We start from the raw sequence: 18,293 nt of genomic DNA on the forward strand, positions 1-18,293 counted from the left end.
TATTTGTGAAAAAATGCATACTAAGTGTTTTACTATTTTTTGCAAGCACTGCATTGTATTCTGATGCAATACAGTCACCTGAAATATTAACAAATAAGATAGAACAACATATTCGTAATGAACTTTCTTCATATAAGGAAGGAAAAATTCAGGTAATAGCAGATAAAATTGATTCTCGTTTAAACCTCAAGGCCTGTGCTGAAGATCACTTAGTTGTTTTTAATCCTTATCAGTCTCCTATCTTAAATACGAGTACTATGGGTATTAAATGCCAAGAAAATGACAATCGCTGGTCTTTGTATGTCCCTGTTAAAATCACTGTATTAAAAACAATATATGTGTCAAAGCGTGCGCTTATCAAAGGAACCCGAATTAGACGAGATGATATTTATGAAACAGAAATGGATGTACAAAAATTAAATCATGGATATTATACTGAAAAAGATCTCCTCATAGGACAAATTTGCAAAATCAATATTCCCCCAAACAGTCCACTGAATCCACATAATATTGAAGCAGCAAAATTGATTAATAAAGGTGAGCGTGTTTCTATTGTTGTTAATGACAATAATTTAACGGTAAGTATGGATGGGGTTGCTATGGAAGAAGGCTCACTGGGCGAAACCATTAAAGTACGCAACTTATCTTCTAAAAAAATTATTGAGGCCCAAATCTCAGGTCCAAAGAAAGTTGATGTCATTATTTAGTAAAATTAAGATAAGGTCATCACGAGCCTAGCGAGGGATGTCCAACGTTAGCACAGTGTTACGGTGGGAAGACAGTAAGAATGAAAACAACTTCACATTAAAAATTTACTAAAGATTTTTAAAAAAGAGCCGATACATATAGAAGTCGAACGTGATTGAGGATAAATTATGTTTAATCAAATCAGTGATGCAGCTCCTGTAAAGACTATAGATTCAGACAATCGTCTAAAAACGAAACATCAAGATCAAATTAAACGTTTGATCGAGGACCCCTCATCACTTGTCAGCATAAGTGATACCTCAAAACAATTAGAAGCAATAAAAAATTCCCTTAAAGATGCTCCTGAAATCAATGAAGCTCGTGTTTTATATTTTAAATCAGAAATTGCACTTGGAAACTATCAAATTGATAGTGACAAAATTGCCATGAAAATGTTAAATGTAGAACCTGCTTAATTTCTAAGGGCAATTATATGGATAATAAGATCAGCGTTTTAAGTAATCATTTGGAACAAGAAATTAATTGGGTAGAGTCACTCAATTCATTGTTGGCTGAAGAAAAAGAAATATTATCATCTCGTCAATTCGATAGACTCGAAGAGTTTGCGAACAAAAAACAGGAATTATCCAATAAATTGGAAGAAAGCGCCAAACAACGCATGCACCTTATTCATCATAATAATCCCAATGAGCCCATGAATCTGGCTTTATCAGAGTTTCTTAAAAACTCTAGTGCTGACGAAACGGCTCTCATTAATCAATTAAATAAGAAACTTGGTGAGGTTCTATCTCGTTGTCGTGAATTAAATGCAGTTAATGGACAAATTATTACCAACAACCTTTATATCCGTCAAGAAATTGTCAATACCCTGTCGGGAAATAAAGGAAATGCAATCAGCGTTTATACTGCCAATGGAAATATACAATCATCTCAAGAAAATACTCATCATCAAGAAGCCTAGATAGAGAGTATCTTCAATTGATGCAAAAACACTTTCAGTGACTTCTAGCCTGTGTTCTTTGTAATCTGGATTAGCGTGCCTAATCCAGGTAACAAAGCATCAATTGATTAGCGCATGCGCAATGCACCATCCAGACGTATCACTTCCCCATTAATCATTTCATTTTCAATAATATGTGCCACTAATGAAGCAAATTCCTCGGGCTTTCCAAAACGTTTGGGAAAAGTCATTGTTGCTACTAAATTATCCTGTACCTCTTGCGGCATATTCAGCAACATTGGGGTAGCGATTAATCCAGGGGCAATTGTATTGATACGAATCGCCCACTGAGCTAACTCACGTGCCGCTGGAAGTGTCATGGCAACGACCCCACCCTTAGATGCACTATATGCCGCTTGCCCAATTTGTCCTTCAAATGCAGCAATAGAGGCTGTATTAATAATAACTCCTCGTTCCTGTGAATCACTGTCCAACGCTAAACGAGTCATCGCATGCGCTGCCACTCGCATGACATTAAACGTTCCTACAAGATTTATATCAATCACCTGTTTAAAGGCAGCCAAAGGCATAGCCCCCTCTTTTCCAACAATCCGCTTTGCTGGAGCAACTCCTGCACAATTAATACAAACTCTTGGAGTTCCCAATTGTTCTATTGTTTGTTGCATTGCTTTTTCCACCGATTCATCACTAGTTACATCACAAGTGATAAATAAATCAGCTTCGCTTTGGGCATCTTCCTGTTTATCCCATGCTACAACTCGCATTCCACGCTTCTGTAAGTAGTGAACAGATGCTTTACCCATACCGGATGCACCACCGGTAATTAATGCGATTTGATTTTTAAAATTCACTATTACTCTCCATGATTTGTAGTCTGTTTGAAGCGCAACGCCTCTCCGTTATCCCGAGGATAGCCAGGAACCTCCACCCTGCAGCACCGTATTACAGAGGAAAGCTAGGCTACGCTCGAATGTCGAGGAGCCGCTACGAGATACCCAGATTATTACTAAAAAAATTCCTTACTCAGTTGTTTGAACTCAGGAGTACCGGCCTTTTTTAACCATTCAAAAAATACCATTTCGGAGGTAATTAAATGTACCCCTTCGATTTTCATTCGTTTCAATCCGTATTTCATATTTTGCTCACCACGACAGCTCACAGCATCAACAACAACAAAAACTTCAAATCCTGCTTCTCGCATTTCTAATGCAGTTTGTAACACACAAACGTGAGTCTCAATACCAATAAGGATTAATTGTTTTTTATGCAACTGCTTGAGTCGTTCAACATAGGTGGGTTCACCCATACAGGAAAAAGATACTTTATCAACACATTCTTGCGGATTAAAATACTTTTGAAATTGTTCTAAAGTGGCACCAAGACCTTGTGGATATTGTTCGCTTACTAAAATTGGAACACTCATGCGTTGAGCCAACTTTAAAAGCCATTCACATCTTGCGATAAATACTTCATTATTTAATACAGCTGGTGTTAATTTTTCTTGTACATCAACTAACAGTAAGAGTGAATCCTCTTTATTAAGTAACATCCTTATTCTCCTCAGCAGATAAATTCTAGTATCTTAATCAAGACAGTAGAATTTTAAACAAACCCCATTTGCGATCTTTAAATTTAAATTCTTATAAAAACTTATAGCCTGGATTAGTGAAGGTACAACCCAGACCATAAGCAGATTAGTAGAGAAGATTTTCTGTTAAATCCTAAACACCAGCAATATCTATGGTTCTCATTTTTACATCCATTTGTTTGCTACCGCGTTGGATGGAAACGGTTACTTGCTCCCCTACTTTTATTTCAGTAAGCATATTATACAAAACATCATAGTTAGGCACTGCATGTCCATTAAGTGCTACAATAATATCACCTAATACAATACGACCCCAAGCATCTCTGTGAGTCGCTCGTAAATGTGCTTTAGCTGCGGGAGTATTCGGTATAATGTCAGCGATTAATATTCCTTTACGTATACCTAATTGACGGGCAATACTGGGCGGAACACTTTGAATTCCGATACCAGACAACACTACTCGACCATTTTTAATAATTTGAGTCACAATTCGATCAATATCCTCAGCAGGTACAGCAAAACCAATTCCAGCAGACGTGCCTGAATGAGAAAAGATCATTGTATTCATCCCAATTAACTGCCCAGCACTATTCAATAATGGGCCACCTGAGTTACCTGGATTGATTGGTGTATCTGTTTGGATCATATTGCGAATTGTTACTCCGCCAATCCCAGGAACTTTTCTACCCAAAGCAGAAATCACTCCTTTAGATAGACTGTGATCAAGGCCAAAAGGATTGCCGATTGCAATCGCTTTTTGTCCGACCATGAGATCATTAAGACGTACGACTTCAAATGGCCTAAACTCTTTGAGTAAAGCCAAAGCCTGTGGTGATTCGATCTTGAGTACTGCAATATCTTTACGAGGCTCTGATCCAACTACCTTTGCAGGTACCGTCAATTTGCCCAACGAAATAGCCAGCTTGTCAGCTCCTTTGATCACGTGATAATTAGTCACTATGTAGCCATTATTATTCCAGACTATCCCTGATCCAGCCCCATCTGGTACTTGCATTTTACGTGCAGCAGCTCTATTTGTAACTGTTGCTAATCTGTGAACATACACCACTTTAGGTGACGCTTCTTGAAAAACTTTCACTGTATTTTGTTCATCAGGAAGAAGAGAGTTCACATCAGCACTATGTCCTGGCAAAGCCAGAAGACAACATAGCATAAAAGTACTAAACCATAAAAAACGATGTCTTGCCATTCAATATATCTCCACCAATTAACTCCAAATCTTGCATTCTCCTAAATGCAAGTGAATTGTAATATATACCAACAAAAATGTCACTAAATGACTTAGGAGAATAATTTTCACGCAAATGTCATTGAACGAGCTTTTGCTGAATCTTTCTCTTCTTCCTCATCCTGGACGGTATCAGGTGGTTGATTTTGGTGGACGTCAGTCTGTTTCTGTTGTTTCTCCTCTTTATGCGTTACATTCTCTTTTTTCTCAGGTGCTGCATCATTTATGTCACGTTGGGTTTTATCGACCTCAGCACGTGCAATATGTTCTACTCGTGTTTGAACTAGCGAAATCCCAGGTGCGACTGATACCCCAAAATATTGCATCAGAAATTGTATTGGGATCATAAACATATCTTTAAACGTCATTGTTGATGCCTCCATGCTTTTGACTGCTACAATTTCCGTATCATCAATATGACGCAGATAGACTTTTTCTAACAAAGCAGAATGCTGTTTGTAAACGTTATCCAAACTGGCGTTTCGTGTCTTTTCCTGATTCAAGAGATATCTTTGAAAATCAGTATGAGCATCCCATAAAGAAGCTCTTCTTTCTTGTAATTGCTTGAGCTCGCTCTCATAAAAAGCGATTTTATGATCGATTTCTTCTCTTAATCGATCACAAGCGCCTTTACGATCGGCGGAGATTTCTCCACTGACTATTGAGCCAGACTCTTTCACAATAGTCTGGGCGTAACGTTCAATCAACTCAGTTTTTTTACGTAAAATCTCATCGATTTGCGTATCAATGTACCTAATCGCTTCTTTATTTACTCCAAGAATTTGATAGTGAGAGTCAAAACGTTTCTCATTTTGCATTTGCTCCCGCATCTGCTCCAGTTCTTTGACCTCTTGAGACAATGCTCTCATTTGTGCGTCATCATTTAATTGTTTGTCTCGGCTTAACAAGATTTGTCGGATAAATGCAGCCAAAACCACAACAGTTCCTAATACGGCTGCACAGATAAGCGCTATACTGACAGGCTCCATAGTCAACTCCTTGAATTAAGACAAATGAATCAATTGAGTATGTATTTCAATAGCAAAATAGTGACTAAAGTCTTGAAAAGAGTCGATTGATGGCCATTGCTCAGGTTGACTCGACATTCGACTCATAGCTGCTGAAAAAATTGAAATATAATGTTCTTTGATAAAAGGTTTTATTTCAGTCAAGTTAGAAAAATTCTTAACCAGGGCAGTGGCATTTTCTTCCAGATGAGATAATTCAACTTTTTCAATGACATCTACCAAATCATCCTGGCCCTCTAAGCTTTCTTTAATCCAATTAAGTAACGCCATACGAGGTTTAATCAGCAGTAATTGATGACTTTTTTCTATGGAAGGTTCCATTAACAGAATATGATTATGTAATTCAAATTTAAAACAACAAAGAAAATCAAGAAAATTGGTTTCTATTGCATGACGCGCTTTGTCACCTAACCAGCGACTAATTTCATGGTGAAACATTTTTGAAAAATATTTTTCTATTTCATTTAAAGTAGCATCATCTGAATTTTGTTTTTGCAGGACATAAGCTGTATTATCAATTTGCAATAATCGAAGATCCGGTAATTTAGTCTCAGGCAATTGTGAGGTAAGAAATGATAAAAAAACAGCCGTAGGTTTTAATACTGCTATTTCGTGTTGGCTATGGCGCATATCTCTCTCCTTGATTTTCCCTAAATCCCTCACCAACAGATTTACTGCGCTCACTGTAATGATTTAGTCTGTAAGCTTTTTAAGACTTTTATTCGAGTATTTTGACCTTTTCCAGAAAAATCTTTAAAAAACTCCCATCGTCAATGCATTAAGTGCATTCGCGACAATCTTTAGCAAATGATTCAGCTTGATTTTTACTCATCCTGAGTACAACAGGCCCCTATTAACGATAGACTATATATCGACACTTAGCGAATCGATTTTAATTTTTTTATTATAAACTAGGGCGTGTTGACAATTTATCCCCACCGGCTACGTGCCGCGACGTGTTCGCGGCATCCAGGAAATGGTCAAGTTAAAGATGGACTTAATTCATTGCTCTAATCGATTGATGAATAAGAGCAAACTCATAATTTATCGATTTCAATATCAAGTATAAAACGAGTTTGCAATGGCTAGACTGATGCTCCGTGATGAGCTATGGTCTAAGCTAAAGGAGATAATGCTACAACATCAGATATATGACAAACCTAATCTTCGTATGATGGTTGAGGCAATGTTATATCGCATGCGTGTAGGCTGCCCTTGGCGAGACCTACCTAAAGAGTTTGGATTTTGGAATTCTGCCTATCAACAATTCAATCGTTGGTCCTCAAAGAACAAGTTGATGATGATTTTCAAAGCGCTCATACAACATCCTGATCTTGAATCGGAATTTATTGATGGCAGTATCGTTCGTGCCCATCAACATAGCTCAGGCGCCATAGGAAAGAAACATCAAGCAATAGGGAAATCCGTTGGTGGTAATACAACAAAAATTCATAGGGCAGTTGATGCTTGCCGCCTTCCGATTGAATTTCAATTGACTGGCGGAGAGGTACATGATGCTAAAGCAGCTTCAGGTCTCATTGAAACACTCCCTAAAGCTGATTACACCATTGCAGACAAAGGATATGATAGCGAGGAAATTCGAGATCAGATTAGGCAAAAATCATCTACTCCAATGATTCCTCGGAAGACGAACTCTAAAACTGGGAATGCTGATATTGATTGGGGTCTATACAAATATCGTCATCTAGTTGAAAACGTATTTGCGCGACTTAAACATTTTCGAGCTATTGCCACAAGAGATGATAAATTGAAGAGAAATGATGCGTCAATGCTCGCAATGGCTTGTTCCTATATTTGGCTACCAATGTAATCCGTGAAATTTAGGTGATATCATCGCATTGAGTCCAACACTCTGATCAAAACAAGGAAGCCAAATGAAGTCATTTATGTCTATATTATGGCAAGCAAGCGAAATGGTACACTATACGCTGGTTCAACATCCGATTTAATTAAACGAGTCTGGGAACATAAAAACAGCCTGATTCCGGGATTTACAGCTAAGTACAATGTACATATATTGGTTTATTATGAGGTTCATGAAACCTGTATAGAAGCTGCTCGACGTGAGAAGCGATTCAAAAATTGGCCCAGGCAGTGGAAGTTACATTTGATTGAGAACCTAAATACAGAATGGCATCATCTTTATGAAGAAATTTGCCACTGATTAAGATCGGCTGGTTGCCGCGAACACGTCGCGGCACGTAGGCGGTGGGGATGAATTGTCAACACGTCCTAGAGTCATTAATTATTAACTTCGCTCATTGACCTCAGCCATTACTTTTTTTACAGTACGCCAACTATAAAGTATCAAAGAATCACAGCGTGGATAAGCAAAACTTATACAAACAATTTAGTCAACCATTATTGCACTGGTTTGCCCTTAATGGACGTCAAAACCTGCCTTGGCAACTCCCTCGGACGCCCTACAGAGTTTGGATTTCTGAAATTATGCTGCAGCAAACTCAAGTACGAACAGTTATTCCTTATTTCGAACGTTTTATGCAACGATTTCCCAACCTTAGTGACTTGGCTCGAGCAGATGAAGATGAAGTACTTTCTTTATGGTCAGGACTTGGTTATTACAGTCGTGCCAGAAATCTTCATCAGACGGCAAAAATAGTGATGCAACAACATAATGGCGTTGTTCCTGATGATTATCAGTTATTAAAAGAACTCCCTGGAATCGGTCCATCTACTGCAGCAGCCATCTTATCACAAGCTTTTAATCAACCCGTTGCTATTCTTGATGGTAATGTAAAACGAGTTTTAACTCGTTTTTTCATGATCAAAGGTTACCCAGAACAAGCTCAAGTAAAAAAAACACTGTGGGATTTAGCGAACTCGTGCATGCCCAATGAACACTGTGCCAACTACACTCAAGCAATTATGGATTTAGGTGCATTATGTTGTACCTCTAAAAGTCCAAATTGCACTAATTGCCCCTTACAAAATAGTTGCCTGGCTTTTAAATTTAAGGAACAGCACTTATATCCCACGAAAAAAATAAAAAAACCCATACCCATTCAATGTCAACAATTTCTGGTTTTGTATAATGAGCAAGGACATATTTATTTGGAAAAAAGACCGCCTACCGGATTATGGGGAGGATTATGGTGTTTACCCTGTTTGGATGAAGACGATTGCCCTCTTGATTTCATTCGTCTGAACTATGACTTATCAGGAGAAACACCTCAACAGCTCATTACGTTTAAACACCGTTTTAGTCATTTTCATTTGGAAATCAATGCCCTCAGCATAAAAACCAAAATCCTGGGTAACAAATTGGCTGAACAACAAGGTCAATGGTTCGAAAAGGAACGAATAGACTCTCTAGGATTAGCACAACCTACCAGCAAAATATTGTCTTATCACTACAACATGTTTATTCAAAGCTCACAATGGATATAATAGGGGCTTTTCGTTGGATGCTCCTTGTATGAAAGAATTTATTCAATCCAGTTCGTCTTTAACTCCTTTGGTTAATTATGTCAAAGAAAAAGGAGTTTCTTTAAAGAGTTTACCAGTGGAGAAAAAAGCATCCATAAAAATCGAAGAGGAACTTTCTGATGAACAACAAAAATTCAAAGCCAATAGAGCTGCAACAATAATCCAGCGCACTTATCGTGCCTATAAAATGAAACAAAAAATAAGAAATAACCCTTATAGTTCTTATTTATCAATGATGGATCGAATGGAAGTACAAAGAATCCCTGCGCACATTCTATTTGGAAGACATATAGCTGAAATAAGACCAACCTCAAAAAATCAAATCAAAAATCCTTATATATATTCTGACGCACGATATCATCGAGATGATGATTTGTCTGGAATTTTGTTGAACAGTTTAATCGACTCCTTCAATATTGATGAACCATCACGTTCCACTCATGATTATGTTCCTGTCACGTTGCTCGATAATACCCCTGCTGAAGACATTATCAGCCGTTATTTTCCCCAACCAATGCAAAAAACAAAACCACAACCCCAAGTGATTAAAGATACGAACCACTCCATTGCATTAATTGCTATACCTCATGGCTATTATAGAGCGGATGAAGTTAAAGGAATTTTGAGTATTTGTGGTCTGGTTGCAAGTCCTTGGGAAATTGCGATTAATGTTAAAGTACCACCTCTTCCTCTAATTGAACCAGAACAAGTCAACCCTGCTCTTAATACTCTACCCACAACTAAAGAAGCTTTATTAAAAAGTAAACCATTTAATAAACTTCTTTTAATTGCTAAAAGCCCAAAACATTCAACCAATAAATTGGCGACGGGGCTAAGAAATCTTTTAATAGACCTTCCTGAATTAAATCAAAAGGCCATACAACGCATCGCCATAATGCTCCAAGTAAGTTGTCATTTTTATGATAATAATTATCCTCAATTCGCATTTTGTCTTTATACAATTATCCACGAAATCAGTCTTTGTTTATTAGAGCCAAAAGACTTGCTTCATTTAGAAAAGGACTTTTCTCGATTTAAGCAAGAAACAGAAAAAGTACTGTTACAGACATTGGATCTAAAAAAGGAACAACTAACACAAACTACTTTTTTCGCCTCACTGGCCATGTCAGGAACTAATGCATATGTCATTGCCATGCATCTGGCGCAAAAAATGAAAACAGAGCAAAACAAAAAACCTAAAATTAAAATTTATGGCACCAATTATTATGAATTTGATTTCATTACCAAAGCAACTAAAAAGTCCGATGCCGATGTTTTTATAATTTGCACTGGACCAACTGTCACAGAGACTGGTCTTATTCCAGGAATAGATATTAATCGGTTAATTAACCAAGAAATAATCAGTAAAAAACGAACAAAACCTGTTACTGTTATTATCGACGCGACCTCAACATTGTATAAGAATTTGCGTTTAAATACCGAAGTTCAATCGCTTGTTAAAGAAGGGAAACTCTCGTTAATCATCCATGAAAGCATTCAAAAATTTGGACTCCTCCATACCGATCAACCCCAATGCGGAAAGGTGTATGGTTTATGTTCTAAAGGGAGCTATGCAGGAGAAGTACTTCAAGAATTACAGCGAAATGCCCAGAATGATTTTAATAATCATGTCGATCTGCGAATTGGAGCGTATATCAGCAATAACTGTGGCCACATATTAGAAGAAATAAAACGACAGCATTTTGTTAATGGATCACTTTTAAGAAATATATTGATTCAAGCCAAATTGATAGATGCACAGGTTATTGGCCATCCTTATATGCTGTCTAATCTGGATGAACTGTATTTTGTAAGTTTTGATCCAGAAAAATCAAAACAACTTGAAGAATCAACTCTGAAATTTATTGAGCATAGAGACAGTTTCGGACATTTTTGTACTACGCGATCGATTATAAGTGACTTTGTAGACTCTGATGAAATAATGCAAACACGTATTAGTGTTGATGCCTCAGATACCATTGATTGCTTAATCCAAACATCGCAACTTTTTTTGGCAAGTTGTTATACGACAGAAGAAATATTAGACATTCTTCTTGAAAATGCCAGAAAGTCTGATTTGCTATCGTATGATGAGCAAATTATTTCGCTTGGATTAATTAATATTTTGGTTGCCGACATGCCTAACGGTTCGCCCATGATCAGAAATCGAGTTGAAGTCTTTGCTGCGATAAGTTGCCTATTGGAACAGTGTTTTTTATTAAAAGGCCGCCAATATACTGCAAATGCACATAGTTATTTACAGGAATTACAAAAAGAAATTAGTAACATGTATCAACCCAAATATCGGCACAATTTCATGCAGTCGATTCACACGCTTTATCGTCAAGGTACTCCTTTAAATCCTAATGTTCTTGAACAATTAAAGTTGAGCAATGAACAGCTGATCGACGTACCAAAGAATAAATTATCTTTTTTCAATGCGGATGCAGCAGCCGTAGAAACAGCAGAGCTACACGATCAGAAGCCAAAAATTTGTGATTATTGAAAAAGCTAAATCAGTAGTTAACAAAATGGCTCTTCCTACTATATCGAGCGAAAATTTCCCTTATCTGCAAGAATAGGAACATTTTAGCTTAATGAACCCCCGCTAGCCAATATGCGAACGGCCTCTTTGGCATCAGGTTGTCCTAAATTTGCGGCGGCATTAATCCAAAACCAAGCTTTCTTACGGTCTTCAACTACTCCTTTACCATAATAATACATATAACCCACAGCATATTGAGCATCAGGTTGGCCTTTCTCCGCTATTGGCTTTAGGCGGATAAAAGCCTTGCGGTAATTTTCGACTCTGAAACTATCAATCCCTTCACGTAAATTGATTGCACTTGTAGTAGCACAGGCAGCAAGAGTAGAAATAAAAATTACAGCGATTAATAAATTAAATAAACGTCTCATAAAATCCCTATTCCCCTTCTAAAGGCTTAGCCACTGGTTCAAAGATTAATTCATTTTTGGGTAAACTTAAACTCTCTAATGTACCATTACGTTCAACCAAAATCCCAGAGGCCATAATTCGCTTGATCACTGCACCGCCGGGGATAGTATCACCTAATTTGTAAGTTTTTTCCTCTCCGGTTGCTGAACGAATAATTACTTGGGAGTTATTTAGCTTATTTGCAAATAAAATTCCTACTAAAGTAACATTCAGCATGGATTTTTTAATACTGGATAAATTATTAGAAACATAAACACCAAATAATGAGGAATGTAAAATTGCATCGAAGGAATTCTGCTGGGGTATTATCGGCACTTCTTTACCAACATCGTGAGCTGCTTCTATCTTTATGGGAGAAAATATCAATTGAGTGTATTCGGCTATTATCAGTATGGAAAAAAGTGAAATAAAAGCAATAATAATCCATTGTGCGTATTTTGCTGAAAATAAAGCATGAAGATCAAATTTCATTATCAAAACGCTCCTGAAGCCTAAACTTACACCACACTCTGGCTACCACCGCCATTACCTAGAGGAAAACTCTCCTCCAATGTCCCGTGTGACGCGATCAGGGGCATCGGGTAAGGATTAAAAACCTTAAACTTAATAGCAATCAATCTGGCTACAACCCCGCAAAGTAGAGCTTGCCTATCTATAGAACCCCCTCTAGAATATCCTACATAAACCACTCTGAAAAGATCACTCTTTCATAAATAGACCTCTTTCCAAACTCGCTCAAGGGCGTGAAGTGCGATAGCTCCAGTAAAGTTTAGAAAAGGCTTAAGAGGATTAGACATAAAAAATTTATAGCCCTTAAGGATAGTCCAATGAAAAAGAATCACTTTGAAACTCGAGCCATTCATGCAGGTCAAAAACCTTGCCCAAGTACTGGGGCGGTTATGACGCCTATTTATGCCACATCAACCTACAAACAAATTGCTCCTGGTGAACATTTGGGCTATGAGTACTCACGAACACATAACCCTACTCGTGACGCCTATGAAGGATGCATTGCCAGTTTGGAATCAGGTCAACGTGGTTTTGCTTTTGCCTCTGGAATGGCTGCCATTAACACCATTGTTGACTTATTAGATGCAGGAGATCATGTTGTCGCCATGGATGATCTTTATGGAGGCACCTTTCGATTATTTGACAAGGTTAAAACCCGCACTTCAGGATTATCCTTTTCTTTTGTAGACATGTCTCATGCTCACAATATCGAAGCTGCAATTACTCCCAAAACGCGCATGCTCTGGGTAGAAACACCTTCAAATCCTATGTTAAAACTGGCCAACTTACGCGAAATAGCTGAAATAGCAAAACGTCATAATCTTATAGCTGTCGCAGACAATACTTTTGCAACACCTTGGATTCAAAGACCTATCGAGTTAGGATTTGATATAGTACTTCATTCTGCAACCAAATATCTTAACGGCCATTCGGATGTAGTCAGTGGGGTTGTGGTTGTTGGTGATAATCCTAATTTAGGTGACAAAATTGCTTTTCTACAAAACTCTTGTGGGGGTGTTGCAGGTCCTTTTGACAGTTTTCTGGTATTAAGAAGCCTAAAAACTCTGTCGTTACGTATGGAACGACATTGTGAGAATGCGAACCATCTGGCAAACTGGCTGAGTAGTCAACCCAAAGTAAAAAAAATAATCTATCCAGGCCTTAAAAGTCATCCACAACATCATTTAGCCAAAGAGCAAATGCATGGATTCGGCGGTATGATTTCCATGGTAATTGATGGGGGCATTGATGCTGCCAAAAGATTTCTTGCTCGCTGCGAATTGTTTACATTAGCTGAAAGTCTAGGCGGCGTAGAAAGCTTAATTGAGCATCCCGCGATTATGACCCATGCCTCTATACCTCCAGAAAAACGTAAAGCCTTAGGAATAGAAGATGGCTTTATTCGGCTCTCAGTAGGCATAGAGCATGTAGAAGATTTACAGGCTGATTTGGAATATGCACTTGCATATTAAACTTTATAAAATTGTGAAACCTGGGTGTAGCGCAGCGAAATCCGGGTTGGACTAATTAAATAACTCCTCGGGTCCCGCTGCGCAGCACCCAGGCTACAATATGATATGGGAAAAATAGATGCAAACCTTACAATCTATAATTGAACACGCTTTTGACCAACGTCAAACGCTATCCATTGATACAGCCTCTCAAGAACTCATTACCGCAGTGAATGAAGTACTTTCTTGCCTCGATAGTGGCCAATACCGTGTTGCAGAAAAAATAAATGAGCAATGGGTAGTACATCAATGGATAAAAAAAGCAGTTCTTTTATCTTTTAAACTTTATCCAAATCAAGTGATTGATTCAGGTTTTTGTCAGTTTTATGACAAAGTTCCCCTCAAATTCAATAACTATACAGAAGAACAATTTAAACAAACTGGAGTCCGCGTAGTTCCTCACGCCATGGTGCGCAAAGGGGCATACATCGCGAAAAACTGTGTTTTAATGCCATCTTATGTCAATGTAGGTGCATATATTGATGAAGGTGTCATGGTTGATACATGGGCAACTGTAGGTTCTTGTGCGCAAATTGGTAAAAACGTACATTTATCAGGTGGAGTAGGTATTGGCGGCGTTCTGGAGCCATTACAGGCTAATCCAACAATAATTGAAGACAACTGCTTTATTGGTGCTCGCTCTGAAGTGGTCGAAGGGGTGATTGTCGAACGAAATTCAGTCTTATCCATGGGAGTATATTTAGGACAAAGCACTAAAATATATAATCGCCTTACTGGAGAAATTACTTATGGTCGTATTCCCGCTGGTTCCGTTGTCGTTGCAGGAAGTTTACCCAGTGAAGATAAAAGCTACAGCTTGTATTGTGCGGTCATTGTCAAACAAGTAGATGAAAAGACAAGAGCCAAAGTAAGCATTAATGAATTATTGAGAGCAGGATAAAATGACTGAATCAGTAACACCTCATTTTTTCGAAGACTTACAAGAAATTTTAGCCAAACTTGTTAGCTTTCCATCGATTACACCAGAAGATGCAGGCTGTCAGGAGTTTATGATCCAATTTTTAGAACACATTGGATTTACTTGCCAGCGGATGAATAAAGGCCCTGTTTCCAATTTCTTTGCTTTGTATGGGGAATCAGGCCCCCTCCTGGTCTTTGCGGGTCATACTGATGTAGTTCCTGTTGGTGAGGCGACAAAATGGTTATCCAATCCATTTGTAGTAGAAAGTAAAAATGGGATGCTTTTTGGTCGTGGTGTTGCTGATATGAAGGGAAGCCTTGCCTGCATGCTGCTTATGGCGCAACGATTTGTTAAAACATATCCTAAGTTTAGAGGAAGATTAGGATTTCTTATTACCAGTGGCGAGGAAGGTAATGATTACGATATGGGCACGCCTTATGTCATGGAGCGTCTAAAAAATCAAGATATTCATATTGATTATTGCATTGTAGGTGAACCTTCAAGTACACATAAAGTAGGCGATGTGCTTAAAATTGGCAGACGTGGTTCCTTAAGCGCAAAAATTGCCCTACACGGAAAGCAAGGTCATGTTGCCTACCCGCACTTGGCAGATAATCCAATACATAAAATTAGTCCCGTATTAGCCAAACTGACGACAACACTCTGGGATCAAGGTAACCTGCATTTCCCACCGACATCCATGCAAATTACTCATCTTCAATCAGGAGGACAGGCTCCCAATATAATTCCTGGGGAACTGGTTTTACACCTAAATTTTAGATATTCAACCGAACAAACCCATAGCATGTTAAAAGAGAAAGTTGCAACGACTTTTCAAGAACACGATCTGAACCCCACTATTGAATGGCGCCTCAGTGGCGAGCCTTTCTTAACCGCTCAAGGAGCACTTCTGGACAGCTGTAAAGAAGCCATTGTCGAGCTTACAAAAAACGCTCCAGAACTTTCCACAAGTGGAGGGACATCTGATGGTCGTTTCATTGCCCCCTATGGAGTTGAAGTAGTAGAGCTAGGACCAGTTAATGCCACCATTCATCAAGTGAACGAATGTGTTTCCTTAAGTGATTTATATCAATTAGAGGCTTTATATTTTTCAATTTGTGAGAAATTGTTAGTTAACTCAGTACAGTAGGCTATACTTTTTTTAGAATCAATTGAATTCATTTCACTTTTTACAGTTTTGTAACCCGGGGGCAGCGCAGCGAAACCCGGGTAAATGCATTCCTGGGTTTCGCTTCGCTGCGCCCAGGCAACGATTTATAGGACAGTATAAAGGAGAAACGGATATGAACGGTTGCAAATTAAACCCTTTGGCTCTAGGTCTTGCATTTGGAGTTTTATGGGGTGTGTCTATTTTGTTGATGGGCTTGCTTGCATATTATTATACGTATGGGCATGCTTTTGTAGTCGCTGTAGGTTCTTTATATCCCGGATATGCTCCCTCAATTAAAGGAAGTATCATGGGAGGTGTTATAGGTTTTATTGATGCCTTCATCATGGGTTTTATTATTGCCTGGTTGTACAATTTATTTAATTGTTGCAAATGTGTATGTTGTGACAAAAAGACTAAAGAAGTGAAATAAGACTTGATAGTGTAGCCTGGGCTTTACCCAGGCTAAACGACATGGTTTGAATTGATTTTAGTTTACAACATGCCAAGTGCCATCTGGCTGGCGACATGCACTACCACGTAATGTTTGTGGTCTTCCATCAATAATGGCCTTAGTGTAATACTCACGACAAGGTAAATGTTCACGATAATAGGTACGAGTGGGCTGTACTGTATATCTATTTCCAGTATCTGGGTTTGACCAGGTTACAGCCTTACCAGTTGGTGCAGTTTCTAAGGCACGTTGCATTTCCATTCTATCCACTTTATCCATAGTCTTTCCAATTTGACCACCTATGTAAGCACCAGCAATGGCACCACCTGCTGTTGCAGCCAATTTAGCTGCTGGGCCACCACCAAATTGGCTTCCAATTAATCCGCCAATAACCCCTCCAGAGAGAGTACCTACGTCTTGATTATTCATTGGTGCACATCCAACCAACAACAAAGACAATGATGCAATAGCTATTTTTTTCATCACATATCACCCAATTAAAAGGATTATAAAATCGGTTTCAATTCTAGCATCACGTTCAGTTATTATCCATACCTCTAGAAAATCTATGCTTTATAACCCGAATGCCGAAGACTAACTCTGCTGTTACTTTAAAAAGAATCCCCTCTCCATGCGGGGAGAAGGGACTTTGGTTATTCGCTGCACTGCATCAGCCACAATAGGCATAGAATTAACTAATCGTGGCGTACTCGCTCAGAAATCTGACATAACAATTCATAACCTGAGGTCCCTGCTGCTTGTGCGATTCGCTCAACTAAAACATGCGTACCCCAAAGCTCAACAGGTGCCCCAGGTTTAACTTCTGGATGGTCAGTTAAATCCACAGCAAGCATATCCATTGAGACGCGCCCTACAATAGGAACTTCTTTACCTTGAACCCAAACGGGTGTATTCGCTGCGATATGTCGTGGATAACCATCGCCATAACCCGCAGCAACAATACCAATAATTGAAGCTTTTTCGCTTTTCCAAATACCCCCATAACCCACCTGCGCTAATGGCGGATTATAATGAACTGCACTGATTGCAGAAACAAAACGCATTACGGGAAGTAATCCTAGATCAAGCGCGGTCTGATTAGCAAATGGGGATACACCATAAAGCATAATACCCGGTCTGACCACATCAGCATGAGTCTGAGGAAAAGAAATAATAGCGGCTGAATTAGCGATACTGCGCTGGCTAAATCCAGCAACAGAAATACTCTCAAATAAAGAAATTTGTTGAAAATTCTCTATACGTTCTGGCTCATCCGCACAGGCTAAGTGAGTCATCAAGCCAATATTTTGATCCACCCAAGGGCAAGCTTTCAATGCATCCATCACTCCTTGCAACTCATGGATTTTAAAACCCAAACGATGCATACCCGTATTTACTTTAATCCATAATTTGATAGGCGTATCGAGTGGAGTATTTAAAAGCCATTGAATTTGATGAGGTTGGTGAATGACGCAACCAAATTGGTACTGAGCTACCGCCCTAAACTCATCGGGACTAAAGACTCCCTGGAACAGAATGCAATGAGTACGAATTCCTATTTTGCGAAGAACCATCGCTTCCTCAATACATGCCACCCCAAAAGCATCTACGTGTCCTTCCAATATGGGTGCTACCACATGCACACCGCAGCCATAGGCATTGGCCTTGACCATCGCAATTATTTTTTTGCCAGGAGCCAAACGTCTTATTCGTGCTAAATTATGGTGTAACGCATTGGACTCTATCACCAATCTGGTAGGTCTGGACACT

Annotated in this window: 20 protein-coding genes; 11 read left to right on the plus strand and 9 right to left on the minus strand. The window is 38.7% G+C overall.

Annotation, left to right across the window (positions count from 1 at the left end; translation table 11 throughout):
• Positions 1–5: 5 nt before the first annotated feature.
• The 3 genes from flgA to OQJ26_RS05750 all read left to right on the plus strand — a co-directional run bounded on the left by flgA (position 6) and on the right by OQJ26_RS05750 (position 1,669).
• Positions 6–707, plus strand: a complete 702-nt coding sequence (flgA, locus tag OQJ26_RS05740; protein WP_265702934.1) for a flagellar basal body P-ring formation chaperone FlgA — start codon at positions 6–8, stop codon at positions 705–707.
• 168 nt (positions 708–875) lie between these two features.
• Complete coding sequence (gene flgM / locus OQJ26_RS05745; protein WP_028382212.1) at positions 876–1,163, plus strand: flagellar biosynthesis anti-sigma factor FlgM; 288 nt, start codon at positions 876–878, stop codon at positions 1,161–1,163.
• Between the two features lie 17 nt (positions 1,164–1,180).
• A complete protein-coding gene (locus OQJ26_RS05750) occupies positions 1,181–1,669 on the plus strand; it encodes a flagella synthesis protein FlgN (protein ID WP_265702935.1) in 489 nt (162 codons plus the stop codon).
• Between the two features lie 107 nt (positions 1,670–1,776).
• Here the strand turns inward: OQJ26_RS05750 and OQJ26_RS05755 are convergent, their stop codons facing one another.
• From OQJ26_RS05755 to OQJ26_RS05775, 5 genes are all read right to left on the minus strand, one after another.
• Positions 1,777–2,520, minus strand: coding sequence for an SDR family NAD(P)-dependent oxidoreductase (locus tag OQJ26_RS05755; RefSeq protein WP_265702936.1), 744 nt, complete (start codon positions 2,518–2,520; stop codon positions 1,777–1,779).
• 155 nt (positions 2,521–2,675) lie between these two features.
• Positions 2,676–3,218, minus strand: a complete 543-nt coding sequence (locus OQJ26_RS05760; RefSeq protein ID WP_265702937.1) for a hydrolase — start codon at positions 3,216–3,218, stop codon at positions 2,676–2,678.
• 172 nt (positions 3,219–3,390) lie between these two features.
• A complete protein-coding gene (locus tag OQJ26_RS05765) occupies positions 3,391–4,467 on the minus strand; it encodes a S1C family serine protease (protein ID WP_265702938.1) in 1,077 nt (358 codons plus the stop codon).
• Between the two features lie 107 nt (positions 4,468–4,574).
• Positions 4,575–5,495, minus strand: coding sequence for a hypothetical protein (locus OQJ26_RS05770; RefSeq protein ID WP_265702939.1), 921 nt, complete (start codon positions 5,493–5,495; stop codon positions 4,575–4,577).
• 15 nt (positions 5,496–5,510) lie between these two features.
• Positions 5,511–6,164 carry a hypothetical protein gene (locus tag OQJ26_RS05775; protein ID WP_265702940.1) on the minus strand — a complete coding sequence of 218 codons (654 nt, stop codon included), beginning with the start codon at positions 6,162–6,164 and terminating at the stop codon, positions 5,511–5,513.
• A 451-nt stretch (positions 6,165–6,615) separates the two neighbouring features.
• Between OQJ26_RS05775 and OQJ26_RS05780 the strand changes: the two genes are divergently transcribed.
• The 4 genes from OQJ26_RS05780 to OQJ26_RS05795 all read left to right on the plus strand — a co-directional run bounded on the left by OQJ26_RS05780 (position 6,616) and on the right by OQJ26_RS05795 (position 11,508).
• Positions 6,616–7,365 (plus strand): IS5 family transposase, encoded by a 750-nt coding sequence (locus OQJ26_RS05780; protein ID WP_265702941.1) that lies wholly within the window; start codon positions 6,616–6,618, stop codon positions 7,363–7,365.
• A gap of 87 nt (positions 7,366–7,452) precedes the next feature.
• A complete protein-coding gene (locus OQJ26_RS05785) occupies positions 7,453–7,719 on the plus strand; it encodes a GIY-YIG nuclease family protein (protein ID WP_265702942.1) in 267 nt (88 codons plus the stop codon).
• 158 nt (positions 7,720–7,877) lie between these two features.
• The gene (gene mutY / locus OQJ26_RS05790; RefSeq protein WP_265702943.1) at positions 7,878–8,963 is read left to right on the plus strand and encodes an A/G-specific adenine glycosylase; all 1,086 of its coding nucleotides are present in this window, start codon (positions 7,878–7,880) and stop codon (positions 8,961–8,963) included.
• Between the two features lie 28 nt (positions 8,964–8,991).
• On the plus strand, positions 8,992–11,508 hold the full coding sequence (locus OQJ26_RS05795) for an IQ calmodulin-binding motif-containing protein (RefSeq protein ID WP_265702944.1): 2,517 nt from the start codon (positions 8,992–8,994) through the stop codon (positions 11,506–11,508).
• Between the two features lie 83 nt (positions 11,509–11,591).
• Here the strand turns inward: OQJ26_RS05795 and OQJ26_RS05800 are convergent, their stop codons facing one another.
• Both OQJ26_RS05800 and OQJ26_RS05805 read right to left on the minus strand, forming a co-directional pair.
• Entirely contained in the window at positions 11,592–11,918 is a 327-nt protein-coding gene (locus OQJ26_RS05800) for an SEL1-like repeat protein (RefSeq protein ID WP_265702945.1), read from the minus strand.
• Positions 11,919–11,925: 7 nt separating this feature from the next.
• A complete protein-coding gene (locus tag OQJ26_RS05805) occupies positions 11,926–12,429 on the minus strand; it encodes a type II secretion system protein N (protein WP_265702946.1) in 504 nt (167 codons plus the stop codon).
• 356 nt (positions 12,430–12,785) lie between these two features.
• On the opposite strand from OQJ26_RS05805, the gene OQJ26_RS05810 reads away from it, so the two are divergent.
• The 4 genes from OQJ26_RS05810 (at position 12,786) to OQJ26_RS05825 (ending at position 16,502) form a co-directional block, all read left to right on the plus strand.
• The gene (locus tag OQJ26_RS05810; protein WP_265702947.1) at positions 12,786–13,940 is read left to right on the plus strand and encodes a trans-sulfuration enzyme family protein; all 1,155 of its coding nucleotides are present in this window, start codon (positions 12,786–12,788) and stop codon (positions 13,938–13,940) included.
• A 118-nt stretch (positions 13,941–14,058) separates the two neighbouring features.
• Positions 14,059–14,880 carry a 2,3,4,5-tetrahydropyridine-2,6-dicarboxylate N-succinyltransferase gene (dapD, locus tag OQJ26_RS05815; protein ID WP_265702948.1) on the plus strand — a complete coding sequence of 274 codons (822 nt, stop codon included), beginning with the start codon at positions 14,059–14,061 and terminating at the stop codon, positions 14,878–14,880.
• A gap of 1 nt (position 14,881) precedes the next feature.
• The gene (dapE, locus tag OQJ26_RS05820; RefSeq protein WP_265702949.1) at positions 14,882–16,051 is read left to right on the plus strand and encodes a succinyl-diaminopimelate desuccinylase; all 1,170 of its coding nucleotides are present in this window, start codon (positions 14,882–14,884) and stop codon (positions 16,049–16,051) included.
• 154 nt (positions 16,052–16,205) lie between these two features.
• Positions 16,206–16,502 carry a bacteriophage holin gene (locus OQJ26_RS05825; protein ID WP_265702950.1) on the plus strand — a complete coding sequence of 99 codons (297 nt, stop codon included), beginning with the start codon at positions 16,206–16,208 and terminating at the stop codon, positions 16,500–16,502.
• A gap of 57 nt (positions 16,503–16,559) precedes the next feature.
• Here the strand turns inward: OQJ26_RS05825 and OQJ26_RS05830 are convergent, their stop codons facing one another.
• Together OQJ26_RS05830 and alr are read right to left on the minus strand one after the other, a co-directional pair.
• Positions 16,560–17,006 carry an RT0821/Lpp0805 family surface protein gene (locus tag OQJ26_RS05830; RefSeq protein ID WP_028382226.1) on the minus strand — a complete coding sequence of 149 codons (447 nt, stop codon included), beginning with the start codon at positions 17,004–17,006 and terminating at the stop codon, positions 16,560–16,562.
• A gap of 212 nt (positions 17,007–17,218) precedes the next feature.
• Positions 17,219–18,292 carry an alanine racemase gene (gene alr, locus OQJ26_RS05835; protein ID WP_265702951.1) on the minus strand — a complete coding sequence of 358 codons (1,074 nt, stop codon included), beginning with the start codon at positions 18,290–18,292 and terminating at the stop codon, positions 17,219–17,221.
• Between the last annotated feature and the right edge of the window lies 1 nt (position 18,293).

This window comes from Legionella sheltonii, from assembly GCF_026191355.1.
Taxonomy (GTDB): domain Bacteria; phylum Pseudomonadota; class Gammaproteobacteria; order Legionellales; family Legionellaceae; genus Legionella; species Legionella sheltonii.

Bases quoted from the DNA above. Each gene is read 5' to 3' on its own strand.
- flgM (WP_028382212.1), top strand. From the start codon at position 876: ATGTTTAATCAAATCAGTGATGCAGCTCCTGTAAAGACTATAGATTCA.
- OQJ26_RS05750 (WP_265702935.1), top strand. From the start codon at position 1,181: ATGGATAATAAGATCAGCGTTTTAAGTAATCATTTGGAACAAGAAATT.
- OQJ26_RS05760 (WP_265702937.1), bottom strand. From the start codon at position 3,218: ATGTTACTTAATAAAGAGGATTCACTCTTACTGTTAGTTGATGTACAA.
- OQJ26_RS05765 (WP_265702938.1), bottom strand. From the start codon at position 4,467: ATGGCAAGACATCGTTTTTTATGGTTTAGTACTTTTATGCTATGTTGT.
- OQJ26_RS05770 (WP_265702939.1), bottom strand. From the start codon at position 5,495: ATGGAGCCTGTCAGTATAGCGCTTATCTGTGCAGCCGTATTAGGAACT.
- OQJ26_RS05775 (WP_265702940.1), bottom strand. From the start codon at position 6,164: ATGCGCCATAGCCAACACGAAATAGCAGTATTAAAACCTACGGCTGTT.
- OQJ26_RS05780 (WP_265702941.1), top strand. From the start codon at position 6,616: ATGGCTAGACTGATGCTCCGTGATGAGCTATGGTCTAAGCTAAAGGAG.
- OQJ26_RS05785 (WP_265702942.1), top strand. From the start codon at position 7,453: ATGGCAAGCAAGCGAAATGGTACACTATACGCTGGTTCAACATCCGAT.
- OQJ26_RS05795 (WP_265702944.1), top strand. From the start codon at position 8,992: ATGAAAGAATTTATTCAATCCAGTTCGTCTTTAACTCCTTTGGTTAAT.
- OQJ26_RS05800 (WP_265702945.1), bottom strand. From the start codon at position 11,918: ATGAGACGTTTATTTAATTTATTAATCGCTGTAATTTTTATTTCTACT.
- OQJ26_RS05805 (WP_265702946.1), bottom strand. From the start codon at position 12,429: ATGAAATTTGATCTTCATGCTTTATTTTCAGCAAAATACGCACAATGG.
- OQJ26_RS05810 (WP_265702947.1), top strand. From the start codon at position 12,786: ATGAAAAAGAATCACTTTGAAACTCGAGCCATTCATGCAGGTCAAAAA.
- dapD (WP_265702948.1), top strand. From the start codon at position 14,059: ATGCAAACCTTACAATCTATAATTGAACACGCTTTTGACCAACGTCAA.
- dapE (WP_265702949.1), top strand. From the start codon at position 14,882: ATGACTGAATCAGTAACACCTCATTTTTTCGAAGACTTACAAGAAATT.
- OQJ26_RS05825 (WP_265702950.1), top strand. From the start codon at position 16,206: ATGAACGGTTGCAAATTAAACCCTTTGGCTCTAGGTCTTGCATTTGGA.
- OQJ26_RS05830 (WP_028382226.1), bottom strand. From the start codon at position 17,006: ATGAAAAAAATAGCTATTGCATCATTGTCTTTGTTGTTGGTTGGATGT.